The sequence below is a fragment of the Polyangium jinanense genome, assembly GCF_028435265.1.
Lineage (GTDB): Bacteria > Myxococcota_A > Polyangia > Polyangiales > Polyangiaceae > Polyangium > Polyangium jinanense.
In genome coordinates this window covers 178,459-196,178 of the sequence record NZ_JAGTJK010000021.1, presented here as the reverse complement: position 1 = coordinate 196,178, position 17,720 = coordinate 178,459, and the positions used below count along the sequence as shown (strand labels likewise).

General features: G+C 69.0%; 13 protein-coding genes. 3 read left to right on the top strand and 10 right to left on the bottom strand.

Features of this window, described 5'->3' with window-relative positions:
* Positions 1 to 16: 16 nt before the first annotated feature.
* The 3 genes from KEG38_RS31240 to KEG38_RS31230 are packed head-to-tail and all read right to left on the bottom strand — an operon-like array spanning position 17 to position 5,708.
* Entirely contained in the window at positions 17 to 3,124 is a 3,108-nt protein-coding gene (locus tag KEG38_RS31240) for an efflux RND transporter permease subunit (RefSeq protein WP_272423584.1), read from the bottom strand.
* Complete coding sequence (locus KEG38_RS31235; RefSeq protein WP_272423583.1) at positions 3,121 to 4,293, bottom strand: efflux RND transporter periplasmic adaptor subunit; 1,173 nt, start codon at positions 4,291 to 4,293, stop codon at positions 3,121 to 3,123. Before KEG38_RS31235 ends, KEG38_RS31240 begins: the two co-directional genes overlap by 4 nt.
* Positions 4,293 to 5,708 carry a TolC family protein gene (locus tag KEG38_RS31230; protein WP_272423582.1) on the bottom strand — a complete coding sequence of 472 codons (1,416 nt, stop codon included), beginning with the start codon at positions 5,706 to 5,708 and terminating at the stop codon, positions 4,293 to 4,295. Before KEG38_RS31230 ends, KEG38_RS31235 begins: the two co-directional genes overlap by 1 nt.
* Before the next feature lie 212 nt (positions 5,709 to 5,920).
* Here KEG38_RS31230 and KEG38_RS31225 point away from each other — a divergent pair, with 212 nt between their 5' ends.
* A complete protein-coding gene (locus KEG38_RS31225) occupies positions 5,921 to 7,483 on the top strand; it encodes a sensor histidine kinase (RefSeq protein ID WP_272423581.1) in 1,563 nt (520 codons plus the stop codon).
* Positions 7,476 to 8,843: a sigma-54-dependent transcriptional regulator gene (locus KEG38_RS31220; RefSeq protein ID WP_272423580.1), complete on the top strand. Its 1,368-nt coding sequence runs from the start codon at positions 7,476 to 7,478 to the stop codon at positions 8,841 to 8,843. The genes KEG38_RS31225 and KEG38_RS31220 overlap by 8 nt, the downstream gene beginning before the upstream one ends.
* 336 nt (positions 8,844 to 9,179) lie before the next feature.
* Here the strand turns inward: KEG38_RS31220 and KEG38_RS31215 are convergent, their stop codons facing one another.
* The 7 genes from KEG38_RS31215 to KEG38_RS31185 all read right to left on the bottom strand — a co-directional run bounded on the left by KEG38_RS31215 (position 9,180) and on the right by KEG38_RS31185 (position 16,259).
* Positions 9,180 to 10,505 (bottom strand): PAS domain-containing protein, encoded by a 1,326-nt coding sequence (locus tag KEG38_RS31215; RefSeq protein ID WP_272423579.1) that lies wholly within the window; start codon positions 10,503 to 10,505, stop codon positions 9,180 to 9,182.
* A gap of 42 nt (positions 10,506 to 10,547) precedes the next feature.
* Positions 10,548 to 11,837 (bottom strand): cytochrome P450, encoded by a 1,290-nt coding sequence (locus tag KEG38_RS31210; RefSeq protein WP_272423578.1) that lies wholly within the window; start codon positions 11,835 to 11,837, stop codon positions 10,548 to 10,550.
* 100 nt (positions 11,838 to 11,937) lie between these two features.
* Positions 11,938 to 12,960: a methyltransferase gene (locus KEG38_RS31205; RefSeq protein ID WP_272423577.1), complete on the bottom strand. Its 1,023-nt coding sequence runs from the start codon at positions 12,958 to 12,960 to the stop codon at positions 11,938 to 11,940.
* Between the two features lie 330 nt (positions 12,961 to 13,290).
* Positions 13,291 to 13,887 carry an SRPBCC family protein gene (locus KEG38_RS31200; protein WP_272423576.1) on the bottom strand — a complete coding sequence of 199 codons (597 nt, stop codon included), beginning with the start codon at positions 13,885 to 13,887 and terminating at the stop codon, positions 13,291 to 13,293.
* 89 nt (positions 13,888 to 13,976) lie between these two features.
* Positions 13,977 to 15,026, bottom strand: coding sequence for a phosphatidylglycerol lysyltransferase domain-containing protein (locus KEG38_RS31195; protein ID WP_272423575.1), 1,050 nt, complete (start codon positions 15,024 to 15,026; stop codon positions 13,977 to 13,979).
* Positions 15,023 to 15,544, bottom strand: coding sequence for a MarR family winged helix-turn-helix transcriptional regulator (locus KEG38_RS31190; RefSeq protein WP_272423574.1), 522 nt, complete (start codon positions 15,542 to 15,544; stop codon positions 15,023 to 15,025). The genes KEG38_RS31195 and KEG38_RS31190 overlap by 4 nt, the downstream gene beginning before the upstream one ends.
* Before the next feature lie 208 nt (positions 15,545 to 15,752).
* The gene (locus tag KEG38_RS31185) at positions 15,753 to 16,259 is read right to left on the bottom strand and encodes a hypothetical protein (RefSeq protein WP_272423573.1); all 507 of its coding nucleotides are present in this window, start codon (positions 16,257 to 16,259) and stop codon (positions 15,753 to 15,755) included.
* A gap of 462 nt (positions 16,260 to 16,721) precedes the next feature.
* On the opposite strand from KEG38_RS31185, the gene KEG38_RS31180 reads away from it, so the two are divergent.
* Complete coding sequence (locus KEG38_RS31180; RefSeq protein WP_272423572.1) at positions 16,722 to 17,324, top strand: HAD family hydrolase; 603 nt, start codon at positions 16,722 to 16,724, stop codon at positions 17,322 to 17,324.
* Positions 17,325 to 17,720 lie beyond the last annotated feature (396 nt).

Genomic DNA, 17,720 nt, shown 5'->3' with positions numbered 1-17,720 from the left:
CCCATTCACCTACGGTTCATTCGACGGAAAGCACGTCCTCGGGACTTCGTTTGGCCAGGAAAACGAACATCGAAGGCACGAGGAAAAGCGACAGGAAGGTGGACGAAGCAAGGCCGCCGGTGACGGCAAGCGCAAGCGGGCGGTTCGACTCCGTCCCGTGCTCGAGGCCGAGCGCGGTCGGGAGCAAGCTGATGATGGTGGCGAGGCTCGTCATGGCGATGGGGCTGAATCGAGCGCGTCCTGCCTCGACGGCCGCTTCGAGGAGGTCCTTGCCCGACTGGAACGACCGATTCGCATGGTCGACGAGCAGAATGCCGTTCGACACGGCGATGCCGATGACCATGAGGACCCCCATCAACGCGGGAATGGAAAAGCCTTCGCGCGCGCCGAGGAGCGCCGCGACGATACCGACGAGGCATGCAGGGATCGTGAACAACATGACGAGCGGCAGCCGGAGCGACTTGAACTGAATGGTCATGATCATGAAGACGACCATGACGGCGAGGCCGAGCGCGATCCCGAGGCCGCCGAAGGTCGTGCGCATCAACTCGACCTGCCCGGCCATGGCGAATCGCACGTCGTGGGTGCGTGGATCCTGCTCGAGCCGCGCTTCGAGATCGGCGGCGGCGCTGCCGAGATCCCGCCCCTCGGTCTGCATGAGGACGTGCGCGACGCGCTGGAGGTGGTTGCGCTCGATGGAGATTGGGCCTGCCGATCGCTCGATCGCGCCATAACTGCCGAGGGTGACGGCGCCCGAGGAGAGCGCGCGGATCGGGATTTCGCGCAGCCGGTCGGCCTCGCTCACGACCCCGCGATCGTAGGCGGTGACCACGTAATACGACTGGCCATTCGAGCCGTCGACCCAGACCGAGGGTGCATTGATGTTCCCGAGCGTCGCTTCGAGCGTCGTTTGCGCCGCGGCGCGCGCCGTCACGCCGACGAGGCCCGCCTCCTGCCTGTCGGTGGCCACGCGGAGCTCGGGGTAATCGAGCTGCAAGGTCGTATAGATGTCACGGACGCCCGGCACGGTCCGCGCGACCTCGGCGGCGGCGCGGGCCTGGGCGTCGAGCTCTTCGAGGTTGTCCCCGCGCACCTCGACGACGAGCGGGGCCATGTATCCATTCGAGAAGACGCTGGCCACGAGCCCGCCGGGGGCCTGCAAGAAATCCACACCGGGGAAACGCCGCGCGAGGATTGCGCGCATCATGTCGGCGATTTCGCGCTGCGAGTGCTTGCGTTTCTCGGGCGGCACGAGCGCGACACGCAAAAAACCCATGTGCGGGCCGGCGTTCGGGCTGTTCATCTTCGCGCGGGCCTTGCTGGGAGCTCCAACGTTCATGAGCACGAGCTCGACCTCGTCCCTGGGCAATTCCTCCCGGAGCGCCTGCCCGATCTCCTGGAACACGCGCGTCGACTCTTCGAGCGAGGTCCCGGGCGCGAGGCGGACGTAGACGCGCTCCATCGATTCGTCGATCTCGGGGAAAAACGCGCTCGGGAGCCGCGACGCGCCATAAACGCTGCCCGCGACGAGCACGACGGTCGCGAGGACGACGGCGCCCCGGTGGAAGAGCGCCACGCGGAGCGCCGCCGCGTACGCCCCCGCGAGCCTTTCGACGGCTCGTTCGAGCGTACGCGCGAGTTTTCCCGGTTCGTCGTGGCCGAGCAGGTAACGGCAGGCGACGGGCGTCACCAGCATGCTCACGAAATATCCGGCGACCATCGCGGATGCGACGGTGAGCGCGAGGGGCGAGAAGAGCTTCTTCGCAAGTCCCGTCAGGAGGACGACCGGCAGGAGCACCGCAATGGTACAGAGCGAAGCGGCGAGCGCGGGCCCGGCGACGAGGTTCGCGCCCCGGAGCGCCGCCGTCGCGTCGTCCTCGCCGGCGATGCGCCTGCGATGGATCGATTCGAGCACGACGACCGAGATGTCGACGAGCGGCCCCATGGCCAGCGTCAGCCCGCCCAGCGTGAATGCATTGAGCGATTGGCCCGTCGCGTAAAGGACGAGCAGGATGACCGCGAAGCTCAGCGGCACGGAAATGGCCGCGATGAGCACCGAGCGCCCGCTCTGCAGGAAGATCAGGATGACCCCCGCGATGAGGAAGAGCGCCTGCACGATCTCGCGCCCGAGCCCCTTCATCGCGCCCTCGACGAACGTCGATTGATCGAAGATGGGCTGCACGACCATCCCGGGGGGGAGCTCGGGCAGGTGCGCGAGCGCCTCGCGGATCGATTCCACGATCTGCACGGTGTTTCCGCCGGGAATCCGGAGCACGTTGAGGTACACGGCGGGTTTCCCGTCGACGGAGACGAACTGCGTGGGGAGCGTTCCGCCGTCCTCGACCGTGGCCACGTCGCGCACCAGCACCGGGTGCCCATTCACGACCTTCACCACGGACTCGCCGATGTCCGAGACGCGCGGCGCGACCGCATTCGTGTAGACGTTCGCCTCGAAGCCCGCGGCCATGAAGCGGCCCGACGGCAGGAGCGCGTTCGCTTTGTCTACCGCGGCGGCGATCTCGCTCGAGGTCACGCCGCGCGCCTGGGCGCGCACCGGATCGACGACGACGTTGATCTGGCGCTCGCGGCCGCCGTTCGGCGAAGCGCTGGCGACGCCCGGGATCCCCTCGATGATGGGCTCCACGGTGTTGACCGCGAAATCATAAAGCTGCGGTCCGCTCAGCCCGCCGCCATGAACCGCGATCTGGATGAGGGGCGCGTTCGAGGGATCGTATTGCAAGACGAACGGCGGTAGGACACCGAGCGTCTTCGGCACGGACGACATCGCAAACGCGACCTGCTGCTGCACGAGCGATTGCGCGGCGTTGAGGTCGGTCCCCCATTTCAGCCACACATAGATGATGCTGAGGCTGTTTCGAGATTCGCTCTTGATGTGGTCGACGCCGGGCGTGGCGGCGATGAACTTTTCGAGCCGCCACGTGATCGTCTTCTCGACGTCCTTGGGTCCGAGCCCAGAGGCGAGCGTGCCGACGATGAGCACGGGCGGCGTGAGCTCGGGGAAGGTATCGACGGCCAAACGCGGCGTGACGACCGCGGAGAAGACCATCAGCGCGATGCTCACCACGAGCACCGCGAGCGGGTTTCGCAGCGCGAGGCGGGTCATCGGACCGCACCTCCCGAGGGCGCAGGCGTGGACACGGGCACGAGGGACGGCACGGGCGCGGCCGCGCCTTCGACCTTCGCGCGCACCACGTCGCCATTCCGGAGCTGCGCCCGGCCTTCGAGCACGAGGAGGGAGCCAGGCAGGATCGAGGGCTCGAGGAACAGGCTCTTTCCGGTTTCGCCGAGGACACGCGCCGTGGCCTTTCGCGCGACGTCGCCCTCGACGATGACCACGGTCGCCTTCGCGCCACGCACCGTCGCTGCGCGCAGCGGCACCTCGATGGCGGGCTGGGGCGCGCCGACCTCGGTGAAGACCTCGGCGGTGGTCCCCACGGGGAGCGTTCGTTCCGGGTCGGGCACGTCGATCTCGACGTGCAGCGTGCGCGTCACGGGATCGGCCGCTGGAGAGCGTCGCGCGACGCGGGCGGTCATCTCCTTGCCCGTCGCGAGCAGGCGCAGCTTGACCTCGGCGCCCGGCGTGACCGCCTGGAAATCGACCTCGGGGACGTCCGCCGTGACGCGGATGATGGCGCGATCGACCATCGACACGAGCGCCGTCCCGGGCCGCACGAACGTGCCTGGATCGAGGCTCCTGCGGGTGATTTCCCCGTCGAACGGCGCCTTGAGCACGCAATCGTTCACCTCGAGCGCTTTGCCCGCGAGCTCCGCGCGCAGCGCCTTCAATTGCGCATCGGCCGCGGCGCTCTGCGCGGCCTTTTGCTCGGCTTCGTTCTTCGAGACGAACCCATCGTCGACGAGGCCCTGCACGCGCGCCGCCTCGCTCGCGATGGCTCGCTGCCGCTGGTCGAGGGCGCGGGCCTGCATGGCGACGCTCTGGCTGCCCGCAGACGCGTTGCGGCAGTCGAGTGTCGCGAGGACCTGCCCGCGCTTCACGACATCCCCGGGCCGTACGAGCACCGTCTCGACGTAGGCCGAGACGAGCTGCGGGCCGACGTTCGCCTCTTGCCACGGCGCGAGTGTGCCCACGAAGCGCCGCGTGGGCCGATATGTCGCCTCGCGCGCGGGCACGACCGTCGCGGCCTTCGGCTGCGCCGAGAGCGGTGTCACGTCCGACGAATTCGCCCGAAGAAGCAGCGCCGCGCCGCCGCCGAGCGCCACGAAGAGCGTTGCGCCGAGCGCGATCATCACCCGCCGATCCATTCGTTTCATCAGCGCACCTCCGCCACGGCCCGCTGGAGCGCGGCCCGCGCCCTCGCCACCTCGAACCCGCCCACCGCGCGCTCGACCTCGGCCTCCACCCGCAGCGCCTCGGCGTCGACGAGCTCGAGCATCGTGCCGAGGCCGGCCTTGAACCGCGCCTCGGCCTGCTCGTGGTTCGCCCGCGCCGCAGCCGCGGAGCGCTCCAGCGCCCCGAGCGCCTGGCGCGCGGCGACGAGGCCGAGGTAGGCCTGTCGCACGGTCGCCGCCTGCGTCGTGCGGGTCGCCTCGAGCTCCGCCTCCCGCACGTCCTCGACCTCGCGGAGCGCGTCACGCCGGGCCGCGAGGACCGGATCGTAGAGCGGGACGCTCAGCACCACGCCGACGTCCCAGTTCGGCACGAGCGGCGCGAAGCCGTGCCCGCCCACGGTCGATCCATTCGAGGGCGGCGCGCCGCCCGCGCGCCCGGAGATCGCCGCGGTGAGAAAGATGTCGGGCCGCATCTGCGCCGCCGCCGCGCGCGTCTCGGCCTTCGCGAGGTCGACCCGCGCGTGCGCTTGCTGGACCTCCGCGCTGCCTTCCCGGGCGCGTTCGAGGAGCGCATCCAACGAGCCGAGCGCCTCGTCTTCGCCTGCCTCGCCGCCCGCGTCGAGCGCCGCATCGGGCACGCCCACGACGGCCGCGAAGACGGCCTGCGCGGCGGCAAGCGAGCCCTGGGCCCGCACCTTCGCGACCTCGAACCGCGCGACCTCCGCCTCGGCGCGGGCGAGATCGACGGGCGTCCGAAGGCCTGCGAAGACGCCCGCGCGCGCCGCATCGCGATGCGTCGAGGCCCTCGCCGCGGCTTCGTCGGCTGCTTGCGCCACCGACTTCGCCGCGCGCACGGCCCAGTACGCCTCGGTGACCTCGAGTGTGACGTCGAGCTTCGCGCCTTCGGTCCGCTGCCGTTCGAGCTCGGCCTGCGCATCGAGGGCCGCCGTCTGCGCGGCGATCCGGCCGAAATCGAAGATCTCCTGCCGCAGGCCGACCGCGACGAGCGTCGAGGCGTAAGGCGTGAAATCCGGCTCGGCCGAGATGCGGGTCGCGCCGATCCGCGGCAGGTCGACGCGCGGGTTCGAGAGGACGGTCGCCGTGGAGTTGTTGACCGTCGAGCCGAGGATCTGGGCCGTCGCGCCGACGGAGGGGAGCCACTGCGCCCGGGGCACCCGCGCGGCGGCCTGCGCGGCCTGCACCCGCGCGCGGGCCGCGACGAGATCCGGGTTCCGCTTCTCGGCGTACGTGATCGCCTCGCGCAACGAAAAAGCCTTCAGGCCCGGCGATTGCGCGGTGGCCGCGGCCTGCTCCGCCGACGAAAAACCTGGCACGAGCAAGAGGCCAAGCGAAAGCAGCGCCATCCACCGCCGTACGGCGCGATCCTCGTGAAGCATGCATGCTGTATGAGCACCAACGATGCCAAGGGCACAGCAAGCCGAATCGCCCGGGATCCGGGCGTCGACCGAGGCGCGAGAACGGGAAAAATTCCCGACCTTGATGGGAAAATTTCCCTGCATGCGCGCCCGGTCCCGCGCAGGATAGAGCCTCGCTCCGCCGTGGCATGCGCGCTGCAATCGGCGGATCCGCCGCGGGAAACGCCCTCGCCATGCGATCAGCCTCGCCTCCCCTCCCCTTCCGGACGCTCCCCTCGCGGATCGCGCGGGCCATCCGGCGCGGCTGGCTCGTCTGGACGGCGGCGCTCGGGGTGCTCGCCATCACGACGCTCGCGCTGCTCGACGAGCAGCGCGAGTTCGAAGGCGCGCTCGTGGCCCTCGCGCGGCAGCAGCAGATGCTCGCGCTGCTCCTGTCGGACGAGCTCTCCGCGCGGCTCTCCGCGGTGCGGCGGGACGCCTTGCTCGTCGCGGACGACGTGTCCGCGGGCCACGGGCCCTCGGCGGGGATGCGAAAGGCCTATCCGAGCATCGAGGTCCGTTCGTCGGAGAGCGCGCCGAGCGTACGCCCGCCGCGGACGATGTCGGTGCGTGTGCCCTCGACCGAAGGGAGAACGGTCGAATTGACGGTGCCCGTCGCGTGGCTCATGGGTCCTTCGGCGCGGATCGAGCGCCCGGACGAGCTCGTGGTCCTGGTCCGGCCGCCCGACGAGGCGCTGTGGCAAGCGGCCGATGGCCGGCAAATCGAGAGCACGCCGCTCACGCGCGCGGTGTCCGAAGGTCGCGACACCACCCGGCTCGAACGCGACGACGCGGTCGCCCTCGGGCTGCCCCATCGCCGGGCCGTGGCCGCCGTGGCCGCGACCGATGCCGGGTCCCTCGGCCGGTGGACGACCGCGGTGGTGGCGAGCGCGTCGCAGGAGCGGGATCGATGGGATCGAGCCCGCGGCCGATTGCTCATCGGCGTGCTCGTGCCGTGCGCGCTCATCGTGGCGTTCGGCGCGACGGCCTTGCGCCGGCAGCGTCGCGAGCTCGAGCTCGAAAAGCAGCTCGCCCTCGCCGCGCTGGTCCGCGAAAGCGACGAGCGGCTCTCGCGGGCGAGCCGCGCGGCCACGACGGGCACGCTGGCGATGGGGATCGCGCACGAGATCTCCACGCCGCTCGGGGTCATCCTCGGCCGCGCCGAGCAGCTCGCGGCCCGCGTGGGCGAGGATTCGAAAGCAGCGCGCGCGGTGCGGACCATCAGCGAGCAGGCCGAACGCATCACCCAGGTCGTGCGTGGCTTCCTCGACCTCGCCCGCGGCGGCTCCCCCTCGCTGCGCCCCGTCGATCCGGGCGACGTCGCGCGCGGGGCGCTCCGGCTCGTCGAGCACCGGTTCGTCGCCGCGCACATCACGCTCGTGACGGTCGTGGACGAGGGGTTGCCCACGCTGGCGGGTGATCTTCGCCTGCTCGAGCACGCGGTCGTGAACCTCCTGCTCAACGCCTGCGAGGCGAGCAGCCCCGGGACGCTCGTCGCGCTCTCGGTGCGCGCCGCGGACGCGGGCGTCGATTTCATCGTCGAGGATCGCGGCGCCGGCATAAGGCCCGAGGACATCGCCCGCGCGACCGAGCCGTTTTTCACGACGAAGCCCGCCGGCTCGGGCCTCGGCCTCGCGATTGTCCACGAGATCGTGAACATCCACCGCGGCACGCTCGTGCTCGAACCCCACGAGGGCGGCGGCACCCGCGCGCGCATCCACGTGCCTGCCCAAGGTGAGGAGTGCTCCGATGCCTGATCGATCCCACGCCCCGCATATCGTCATCGTGGACGACAAGCTCGAAATGGCCGACATGCTCGCCGACGGCCTGGCCGACCACGGTTTTTCGGCGTCCGCGGTGGCCACGGGCAAGCAGGCGCTCGCGCGGATCGAGGCCGAGCCGGTCGACGCGCTCGTCACGGACCTGCGCATGCCCGGCATGGACGGCATCGAGCTCCTGACCGCCGCGCGCCGCGCCGTGCCGGATCTGCCGGTCCTCGTGATGACCGCTTACGGCGCGCTGGAGACCGCGATCGAATCCATCCGGCGCGGGGCGTACCATTACCTGACGAAACCTTTCAAGCTCGACGAGCTCGTCGTGTATCTCGGCCGCGCCCTCGACGAGTCGCGCATCCGGCGCGAGGCCCGCACGCTCCGCAAATCGCTGCGCGACGAGGCCACGAAGGCGGGCATCGTGGCCAAGAGCCCGGCCATGCGCGCGGCGCTCGACGTGCTCGCCCGCGTGGCGCCGAGCGACGCGCCCGTGCTGCTCATGGGGCCCACGGGTGCGGGGAAAGGCTTGCTCGCCCGGTATCTGCACGCCGAGAGCGGCCGCGCGCGAGGCCCGTTCGTCACGGTGAACTGCGCCGCGCTCCCCGAGCCGCTGCTCGAAAGCGAGCTCTTCGGCCACGCCAAGGGCGCCTTCACGGGCGCGACCACGCGCCGCAGCGGCCTCTTCGCCGAGGCCGAAAGGGGCACCATCTTCCTCGACGAGATCGGCGAAATGGCGCCAGCATTGCAAGCGAAATTGCTCGACGTGCTCGAACGGCGCGTCGTCCGCCCCGTCGGCTCGACGAAGGAGACGCCCATCGACGTGCGGATCGTCACGGCCACGCACCGCGACCTGCGCCGCCGCGTCGCCGAGGGCCTCTTCCGCGAGGATCTGCTCTACCGGCTCGACGTCGTGCCCGTGAACGTGCCACCCTTGCGCGAGCGTCGCGAGGATCTCCCCGAGCTCGCCGCCGATCTGCTCGAAAAGGCGCGCGCGCGCCACCCGACCTCCCGCGTCGAGCGCCTCTCGCGCGAATGCATGCTGGCCATGCTGGAGTATCCCTGGCCCGGCAACGTGCGGGAGCTCGCCCACGCCGTGGAGCGCCTCGTGCTGCTCGGCCGCTCGCCCGAGGCGCTGTTCGCCGACGCGGCGCTGCCCCACGCGCCCGCGGAGGGCGCACAGGGCCCCCAATTCGCCGGGCCCGTGCTGCCCCTGCGCGAGGTGCAGCAACGGTATGCCCGCTGGGCCCTCGCCGAGCTCGGCGGGAACAAGTCGCGCACGGCCGATCGCCTGGGGATCGACGTCAAGACGCTCGCGAAATACCTCGCGGACGAACCCTCGGAATGAGCCGCTGAGCATGCGAAGCCGCTGCGCTGGGGCGTTGCCCCAGGCCCCACCAGGGGCTGTCCGCCCCTGGACCTGGACCAGCGCAAGCGCTGGACCCGGGGTCGATGAACTGCGCAATGCGCAGTTCATCGAACAGGCCAGACTGGTGACGACCTTGCCCATCGAGACAGCCGCGCTGCCATTTCGATCGGGGACGTTGTCCCTGGTCTTGCCACCGGCCTGCTGGAAGAACTGCGCATCGCGCAGTTCTTCCACCTGAGGTCCAGGGCTTGCCCTGGTTCGGGTCGAGGGGCGAACAGCCCCCGCGGGGCCCGGGGCAGCGCCCCGGCGCGGCGGTCAGCGCGACGGGAGCCGCCGAATCGCGAACGAAAGGCCGTCGCGCAACGTGGCCAGCGTGCGCACGCGTGAAAGATCGAGACCGAGAGAAACCATCGTCTGGGCGACGGTGGGCCGGATTCCGGTGATGATCCCTTCGGCCCCGAGCAGGCGGACGGCGCTCAGGATGTTCAGCATGTGCCCCGCCGTTGCCGTGTCGACCACTTCGACGCCCGTCAGGTCGAGGATCGCGAAGCGCGCCTGCGTGCGCGAGACTGCGGCGAGGAGGTCGTCCGTCACCCGCGCGGCGCGGCGGCTATCGACGACGCCCACCATTGGCAGCGTCAGGACGTGATCCCAGACCTGGATGACCGGCGTCTCCAGATTGAAAATGACCTCCTGCTGCCGTTCGATCAGGGCAAGCTTTGCCTCGATCTCCTTTTTGGCATGGTGCGCCTCGGTGATGTTCAAGCTCAGGCCGATGACCTCCGAGACGCGCTTGTCGTCCTCGAGCACCGGGACCATCCAGTGCTCCCAGATGACCCCCTCCCCCTCGTCGATCACGTGAATGTGGTTGCCTGCGAGTGCGCGGCCCACGTGGTCGGTGGGATAGATTTCGAGGAAATTCTGCCCGATGAGCTGTCCACGGGTCAGGCTTGCCGATTCCGAGCCGCGACCGTCGTGGAAGGTGCATACGCCTTTCGGGTCGACCGCCCAGACGACCACGTCAAGGTTGTCGAGAAGCCCCTGGAGGAGCCGCGCCATCCGAAGCCTCTCCTTTTCGGCGGCTATGCGTTGCGCATCGGCGCGTTGCCGGCGCTCTCGCTCGGCGGCGAACCGCTTCCGCTCGCCGATATCGCATAACACGACCACGGCGCCGAGAAGCTCGCCGTCCTTGTCGCGAATGGGCCGGCCGGAGACCGCCATGGACACACCCTGGGGCTGCTGCTCGCTCCGCGCGAACATCTCCACACTGTCCGTGACCTCTCCGCGCCTGGCGCGGGCCAGGGGTGACTCGCTCGGCGGGAACGGGGTCACGCCGTCCGGGAGGTAGAGGCGATAGCGCGACAAGTCCGAGGGGTTGGCGTCGGTTGTAGCTTGCCCCAGCATCGCCTCCGCCGCGGCATTGAAGTGGACGAGCCGGCCCTCTTGGTCGCAAAGGATGACGCCATCGGCAAGGGTATGAAGCGCCGCCCGGAGGAGCGACAGCTCGCTCTCGGGGTCGGGGGCGCTCCCCGCACGATGCTGGCCCTTCCCGGCAGACTCCGACGCCGCGAGGCGCGCCTCCAGCTCGACCACCCGCGCGCGCAGCGCCGCGCACTCCTCTTCCAACCCAGCGTGCACCATGAATGTCCTTCCCTGTGCCCAGGTACGATGATTTCCTGATCTTCAACCCAAGGTCGGTGCCGCTTTGCCTCCGGAGAGCATGGATGGCGGGCAAGGTTCGGGAGCAGGGGAACGCCGCGCGAAACGCATGGGGAGCTTTTCGACCCCACGTACCACGAAAGCGTCCCGCCACACGAGCTTCGATGTGATCAACTCGGGCGTAAGCAGGCGCTCGAGAAGGCGTGGGAAGGCGACACGCGCCTCGAGTCGGGCGAGCGGTGCTCCAATGCAGTAATGGATACCGTTGCCGAAGGCGATGTGCCGGTTGTCTTGCCGGTGGATGTCGAAACGATCCGGCTCCGGGAACACCCGCGGATCGCGGTTCGCCGCGGCGATCATGAGGAAGACGCGCGAGCCGGCGAGGATGCGCTTGCCTGAAAGCTCGACGTCCTCCGAGGCGACACGTGCCATCATGAGCAGCGGCCCGTCCCAGCGCAGCATCTCCTCGACGGCAGAGCTCATCAGCGCGGCGTCGGTGCGCCGCTCTTGGAGCTCGGCAAGCGCCTCGGGGTGGCGGAGGAGCGCGATCATGCCGTTGCCGATCAGGTGCGTCGTGGTCTCGTGCCCTGCGAAAAAGAGAAGCGCGCAGCAGGCGAAAAGCTCCTCCGCGCTCAGGAAGTCGCCCTTTTCCTCGGCCGCGATGAGGCGCGAGAGCATGTCCTCCCGTGGGCGCCGGCGCCGCTCCGCGACGACGTTCTCGAAATAGGATGTCATGGCGCGGAGCCCGCCGACGGCGATCGCGTACTTGTTGGCGAGCGTGCGCGATTGGACGATGAACGCGCCCAGCTCGTCGGACCACTTCTTCAGCAAGGGGACGTCGGCGCGCGGCACGCCAAAGAGCTCGGCGATCATCGTCGCGGAGAGGGGATAGGCGAAGTCGGCGATCACATCCATTTCGCCGCGCTCGAGCGCAGCATCGATCAGCTCGTCGGCGAGCGCGCGTACGCGCGGCTCGAGCGCCAGGACCGATTGCAACGTCATGGCTTTGTTCATGAGGCCGCGGAGCCTGGTGTGCACCGGAGGCTCGTTGAACGACGCCCACATCGAGAGGCTCTCGACGAGGCTCTGCACCGTTCCGCGCTCCGGACCCTTGAAATGGGTGAGGAACGGGCGCACGCGATCGGCCGACAGCCGCGGATCACGCAGCGACGCGCGCACGTGGTCATGACGCGTGAGCACCCATCCATGGAGCTTCTCACTCCAGAAGACGGGCTCGTGCTCCATCAGGTGAAGGAGCGCCGGGAAAGGATCCTCGATGAAGTCCGGATGACGCGGGTCGAAGGATAGGTCCATGGTCCCTCCTCGCGCGTGCACGGTGAAGTGGTCCATGCGCGAATGCTTGGCGACGTATTCTATTTCTCGCGATGTCCTCCCCTTTGCCGCGCCGGCCGCGTTATGGCTCGCGCACACCTTCGACGACGACGTGCTCGAGGCCGACGTCGGTGGGGAGCAGACGCGTCAGGCGGAAGCCCGCCGCGGCCAGCAGATCCCGGTGCTCTTGCTCGGTGCGCATGCGCCCTCCGACCACCGCGAGGAGGTGGACGTCGAGCAGCTCGGCGGGCGCAGAGAAGCCGATCACGGACTCGATCACCAGGATCCGCCCGCCCGGTGGGAGCGCGCGGTGACAATTCTTCAGGATCCGGATCGCCGCGTCGTCGTCCCAGTTGCAGACGATGTGCTTGAGCACGTGGACGTCGGCGCTGGGGACAGCCTCGAAGAAGTCACCGGCGATCACCTCGCACCGCGCCGCGACCGCGCTCGCGGCCACCCGCGTTCGCGCCCCCTCGATGATGTGCGGCTGATCGAAGAGGATCCCCTGGAGCTCCGGGTTCCTCTCGAGGACGGCGACGAGGAGGCTGCCGTGACCGCCCCCGACGTCGACCACCGTGCGGAACGAGGAGAAATCGTAGCGGGCGGCGGCCGCGACGGTATCGACGTAGGTGAAGCTGGTCATCGCCTTGTCGAAGAGCTGCGCGTCCTCGGGGTGGCCCGCGAGATAAGGATAGAGCGGCGCGCCGAAGACGTGCTCGACGGCCGTCTTCCCGGACTGCACGCTGGAGAGCAGATCGAGCCAGGCGCGCGCGTAAACGTCGCCGCCGAACAGCAGCACGAAGTCGCGCATGGAGCCGGGGGCGCCGGTGCGCAGGGTCGCGCCGAGGGGGGCCAGGGCAAACCGCCGCTCGGGTAGCTCGGTGAAAACCCCTGCCCCGGAGAGAGCCCGGAGCATCCGATAGAGCGCGCCCGCGTCGACCCCCAGGGAGGCCGCGAGATCATCACTGCTCCGCGGGCCTTCATGGATCAAGTCGGCGATGCCCAGCTTGGCCGCGGCGTAAATCATCCGCGAGATCCACATGTTGAAGACGCTCAAGGAGCGCATTTGCACCGAGAGGTCGTTCGTTCCGACAGAATTGTTCATGGCTGACTCCTCATGAAGGCGCAGGAGAGGTCGAGCTCCGCTGCCCTAGCCTCGAAGAAACCGCCTTCAGGGGTCGGTGGGGAGAAGGAGTGGAAAGGTCGGCGTGGGCTGTCGATGCCAGGAGCGGAAGGGACGGGGCGATTGTCGTACGCGCTTTGCGGCAACGTGCCTGTACTTAGGCATAACAAAATTGTCAAGCCTGGAAACGCCGCATGGGGCCACGCGCCCGCGCTGGCGGTCCGGCGCCGTCGAAAGCCAGTGGATGGTGAACTTACACGAGGGGGGGAGGAGGATACGAACAGCCGAGGCCGTTCGTCGGCGGAAGGCGTGTCACTTCGGCGCGGCGGCGTTCACCGTCTCGGCCGCGGCGGGCGGGGCTTCCGTCTTCGCGGCCTCTTCGGCGACCTTTTTGAGGTTGGCGAGGCCATTCTCGAAGTCCTTCCCGATCATCGCGTCCATGTCCATGAACAGGCAAAACGCCTTCCCGACGAAGTCGTTTTCGCCGCTCATGAACCAGGTGATCTTCGTTTCTTTGCCGGCCGCCTCGACCGCGAATCCATTTTCGGTCTTGGATTCGAAAGGCTTCAGGAACTCCAGCTTGATGTCCACGCGCTCGTTCGGCTTGATTGCGGCGATGGTCATCCGTCCCGCGCCGACCTCGTCGTTGCCCTCCCATGCGTAACCGGCGCCGACCTCGCCCTGGTTGCCGGTAAACGTCGTCTTCATGTTCGGATCGAGCTTGGCCCAGGGGGACCACGCCTCCCAGGTCCGAAAATCCTTGACCTTGGTAAACACGAGGTCCAAAGGCGCCGCGATGGTGGTGTGACGCTCGACCCGATACGCGGACGGGCGCGTCGCGATCACGATCAAGAGCACGGCGATCACGACCGCGAGGCCAGCGCCCACGCGAATGGCGACTTTCTTCAAGGAGTCCTCCAGGTGTAGGGACAAACCTTGCTACGGCCGGAGAGCGGACGCGTCAAGAATGGAAACGTTCGTCGTAACCAAACACAGCGTCAGCCGGCCGACGCGCGGCGGAGCCGGCGGCGTTTGCCTTCTGTCCACGCGCGAAGCGCAAAACGAAGAGGATGCCCGCCCGTGAGCGCCGAAGCCACGTCCCACAAGGAGACGATTTCACTCGTGCCGCGCGGATGGACGAACCAAACCGGCTCCCACGCCTCCGGCGCGAAGCGAGCCCGAAATGCACGCAGGCCCTCGAAATCGTAGACGTTATGACCGAGGCGTCGCAGGATGCGCAGGCGGTGCGGCAAAGGCCCCGCGAGCGGGACGAGGCCCATCGTCACCCGCCCACACGCGACGCCCGCGAGCCGCCGCATCGCCGCATCCACGAGGAACTCCACCGTGCCATTCGGCGCGTCGTCCGCGCGGAGAATGTCCTCGAAGAACCAGCCGCCTCGGCCGGGCACCGGCACCGCCACGAGCACGCCAGCCAATCGATCGCCCCGTTCGGCGACGACGTAAAGCCGCTCGGAGGGCCGATAAAAAAGGTCCACCGCGAGCAAAAAGCCCAAGGCCCCGCCGCGCCGCCCCGCAAGCCATTTCGTCGCGAGCGCCGCTATCGAAGCGCCGAGCTCCCCCCCGAGCTCATGCGCAGAGGCCAAGCGCGCCCGTACACCTTTGGCACGCGCGCGGCGGATCTGCTCGCGGAGGCTCCTGCGCCCAGCAAGGACGCGTTCCCATTGCAGCGGATCCCAGACCGGCTGCCGGCCAAGGGGCACACGCTCGAAAAAAGCGTCGCGCGGAAATTCCTCGACCGCACAAAACCCAGCGCGTCGCCCCGCCGCACGCGCAGCCAGCACGAACGCGCGCGCCACGCGCCCCGTCTCCTCAGGCGCGCAGAGAGGCGAGCCAACCGCGAGCCACGCCCGGCCCGTGTCCGCAAACGCAACCCAGGCCCCCGCGCCGTCACTCCACGCGCGCATTCCGGGCGCGAGCGATTGAAACGCCACCGTATCGCGCCCGAACCGATGCACAGCCTCGGCGAGCGTTCCCGGCGCAACGGCGCACGGGAGAGGCGGCGCCGGGAGATCCGGTGCGAGGATCATGCCTTTCGCGAGCGTCGGGAGGCAGGCTCCCCTTCGAAAAACATCGGCGCGGGACCGTCAGACGCGCCAAGAGCCGCAGCCACCCGCCCAAGGCCCCTCGTCAGGGCCGCGCGCTCGTCCTCAGGCATCTCGGCGACCGCCGCGATGAGCTTGCGCTGAATCGGCGCCGGCGCCTCACGCAGGAGGTCACTCCCAGCAGGAGTGATGGCGATCTCGGCGCGGCGCGCGTCATCCGGAGAGGCGCGGCGAGCAGCAAGGCCGCGCTCGACCAGGCGCCCGACCACGACGGAAACGGAGCTCGGATCCGTGGCAGTGCGGGTCGCAAGCTCGGCGATGGAAAAACTCTTGCCGCTCGCGAGCTCGCCGAGGACAAAGAGCTGCGCCCCGCTCACCCCGTGCGCCTTCTCCACAGCCGTAGACGAGAGTCGGAGCGCCCGCACCACGTGCCGGAGAGCATCGAGCGCCGCAGTCACCTCGGTGTCGCGAGCGGCCTCCGGTTCCGATTCATGGGATCCCATGCTTTCGATCACAGGGTAGAGCCGGACGGGCTCGCGGGCAACCGCCCGCAGAGGCAGAGGAGGGATTGCGTGGGTGTGAGCCGCCGCGCCGGGGCGCCGCCCCGGACCCCGCGGGGGCTATTCGCCCCTCGACCCGAACCAGGGCAAGCCCTGGACTCGGGGTGGAAGAACTGCGCGATGCGCAGTTCTTCCAGGAGGTCGGATTCGGTTACGCCTGTTCGAGCGCAAGGAAGCTGAGTACGCCCTCCCGTTCATAGACGAGCGACCAGGCATTGGGGCCGCTCTCCCGGGAGAACCAGGTGCGCATTGGCTCGTCAGGGGGCGGCTGGAACTCAGCGCGGTGTTCCTCCACGAAAGCAGCCACGGCTGTGTGCAGGGGTTCGGTGTCGTTCCCGTCGAGCACGAGAAACTCGAAATCGTCGCGCCAGGCCTCGTCAGCGACCGCCTCCTCGGGCGTAGCGAATCCAAGGCGCGCGATGATCGCATTCGTCTCTGTCGGCGTACAAGGAAGGCTGATGTGGATTTGATCGGAAATGCCAATGCCGCCGCTGTAGAAGTACATGTCGTACCGCAGCCCCAGGGGCGGCAGCGAGGGCAGGCGGAGCAGGCGCGCCACGAGCGCGAGGCCCCGGGCGCGTAGAAGCTCGTCCGTGTCGTCGTGGTGAAACCGACGCACGATGTCGTCGTAGGGGTGGAGGTCGTCGGTGTCGGTCACGGGGGGCTCGATCGCGTCACTTTATCACCCCACCCCCCTGCAAGAAGGTTCCGGACGCCCGCAGTCACCTTTGGGGGCGACCCAAACACGTCTCCGGACGCCCGCAGTCACCTTTGGGCTCGCCCCAAGCACACCCCCGGACGCCTGGGGTCATCCTTGGGCGCGCCCCAAGCCCTCCTCCGGACGCCCGGAGTCATCCTTGGGCGCGCCCCAAGCACACCTCCGACTGCCCGGAGTCACCTTTGGGCTCGCCCCAAGCACACCTCCGGGCGCCCGCAGTCGCCTATGGGCTCGCCCCAAGCCCTCCTCCGGCCGCCCGGACCCCTCTTTGGGCGCGCCCCAAGCACGTCTCCGGGCGCCGGCAGTCACCTTTGGGCTCGCCCCAAGCACGTCTCCGGACGCCCAGACCCCTCTTCGCCCCCTCCCCTTCCCCACCCCGCCGCCCCCTGCCATCCTCCCGCCGTGTCTCCAAGGCCGCGGCTCCTCTTCTTCGACGTGATGGACACCCTCGTCCGCGACCCCTTCCACGAAGTCATGCCCTCATTCCTCGGGATGACCCTGCCCGAGATGCTCCAGTACAAGCACCCCACAGCCTGGATCGACTTCGAACTCGGGCGCATCGACGAGCGCACCTTCTTCGCCCTGTTCCTGCCCGGTCGCTCCTTCAACGCCGAAGGCTTCTGCAACGTGGTCCGCGAGAGCTACGCCCTCCTCCCCGGCATCCGCGAGCTGCTCGTCGACCTGCGCCAAAACGCACCCGACGTGCGCCTCTACGCCCTCTCGAACTACCCACCCTGGTACCGCTGGATCGCCGACCGCTGCGAACTCGACACACTCCTCGACGGCGCATTCGTCTCGTACGAGACCGGCGCACGCAAGCCCGATCCCAACGCCTACCTCGTCCCCTGCCAGAAACTCGGCGAGCAGCCCAAGCAGGCACTCTTCATCGACGACCGCGAAAAAAACTGCGAAGGCGCCCGCGCCATCGGCATGCAAGCACTCGTATTCAACAGCGCCGCAAAGCTACGCGACGAGCTCGCGCAGCGGGGGCTCGTCAAGGCGTAGCGCAGCGCCGGACCGGGGTTTCACCCCGGACCCCGACCAGGGGTTGTCCACCCCTGGACCCGGACCAGCGCAAGCGCTGGACCCGGGGTCGATGAACTGCGCGATGCGCAGTTCATCGAACAGGCCGAGTCAAGACCGGCGGCGATCCTGCCAGTCAAAACCGCCGCGCGGACGTGTCTGCTCGACCGTGCCACAGCGCTACCGCCTCGGCAGGCAACACCGCTCGTGGTCTTGCCACAGGCCCGTCGGAGAAACCGCGCATCGCGCGGTTTCTCCGCCCTCGGTCCAGGCCGTGCCTGGTCCGGGGTGCAGGGGGCGGACAGCCCCCGCTGGGGTGCGGGGCAACGCCCCGCGCGTCCCCGCGCGTATCTTGCCGGCCTTCTGCCCCTGCTTCTA

Excerpts from the sequence above, each read along its gene's own strand:
- KEG38_RS31240 (WP_272423584.1), bottom strand. The coding sequence starts at position 3,124 with ATGACCCGCCTCGCGCTGCGAAACCCGCTCGCGGTGCTCGTGGTGAGC.
- KEG38_RS31235 (WP_272423583.1), bottom strand. The coding sequence starts at position 4,293 with ATGAAACGAATGGATCGGCGGGTGATGATCGCGCTCGGCGCAACGCTC.
- KEG38_RS31230 (WP_272423582.1), bottom strand. The coding sequence starts at position 5,708 with ATGCTTCACGAGGATCGCGCCGTACGGCGGTGGATGGCGCTGCTTTCG.
- KEG38_RS31225 (WP_272423581.1), top strand. The coding sequence starts at position 5,921 with ATGCGATCAGCCTCGCCTCCCCTCCCCTTCCGGACGCTCCCCTCGCGG.
- KEG38_RS31220 (WP_272423580.1), top strand. The coding sequence starts at position 7,476 with ATGCCTGATCGATCCCACGCCCCGCATATCGTCATCGTGGACGACAAG.
- KEG38_RS31215 (WP_272423579.1), bottom strand. The coding sequence starts at position 10,505 with ATGGTGCACGCTGGGTTGGAAGAGGAGTGCGCGGCGCTGCGCGCGCGG.
- KEG38_RS31210 (WP_272423578.1), bottom strand. The coding sequence starts at position 11,837 with ATGGACCTATCCTTCGACCCGCGTCATCCGGACTTCATCGAGGATCCT.
- KEG38_RS31205 (WP_272423577.1), bottom strand. The coding sequence starts at position 12,960 with ATGAACAATTCTGTCGGAACGAACGACCTCTCGGTGCAAATGCGCTCC.
- KEG38_RS31195 (WP_272423575.1), bottom strand. The coding sequence starts at position 15,026 with ATGATCCTCGCACCGGATCTCCCGGCGCCGCCTCTCCCGTGCGCCGTT.
- KEG38_RS31190 (WP_272423574.1), bottom strand. The coding sequence starts at position 15,544 with ATGGGATCCCATGAATCGGAACCGGAGGCCGCTCGCGACACCGAGGTG.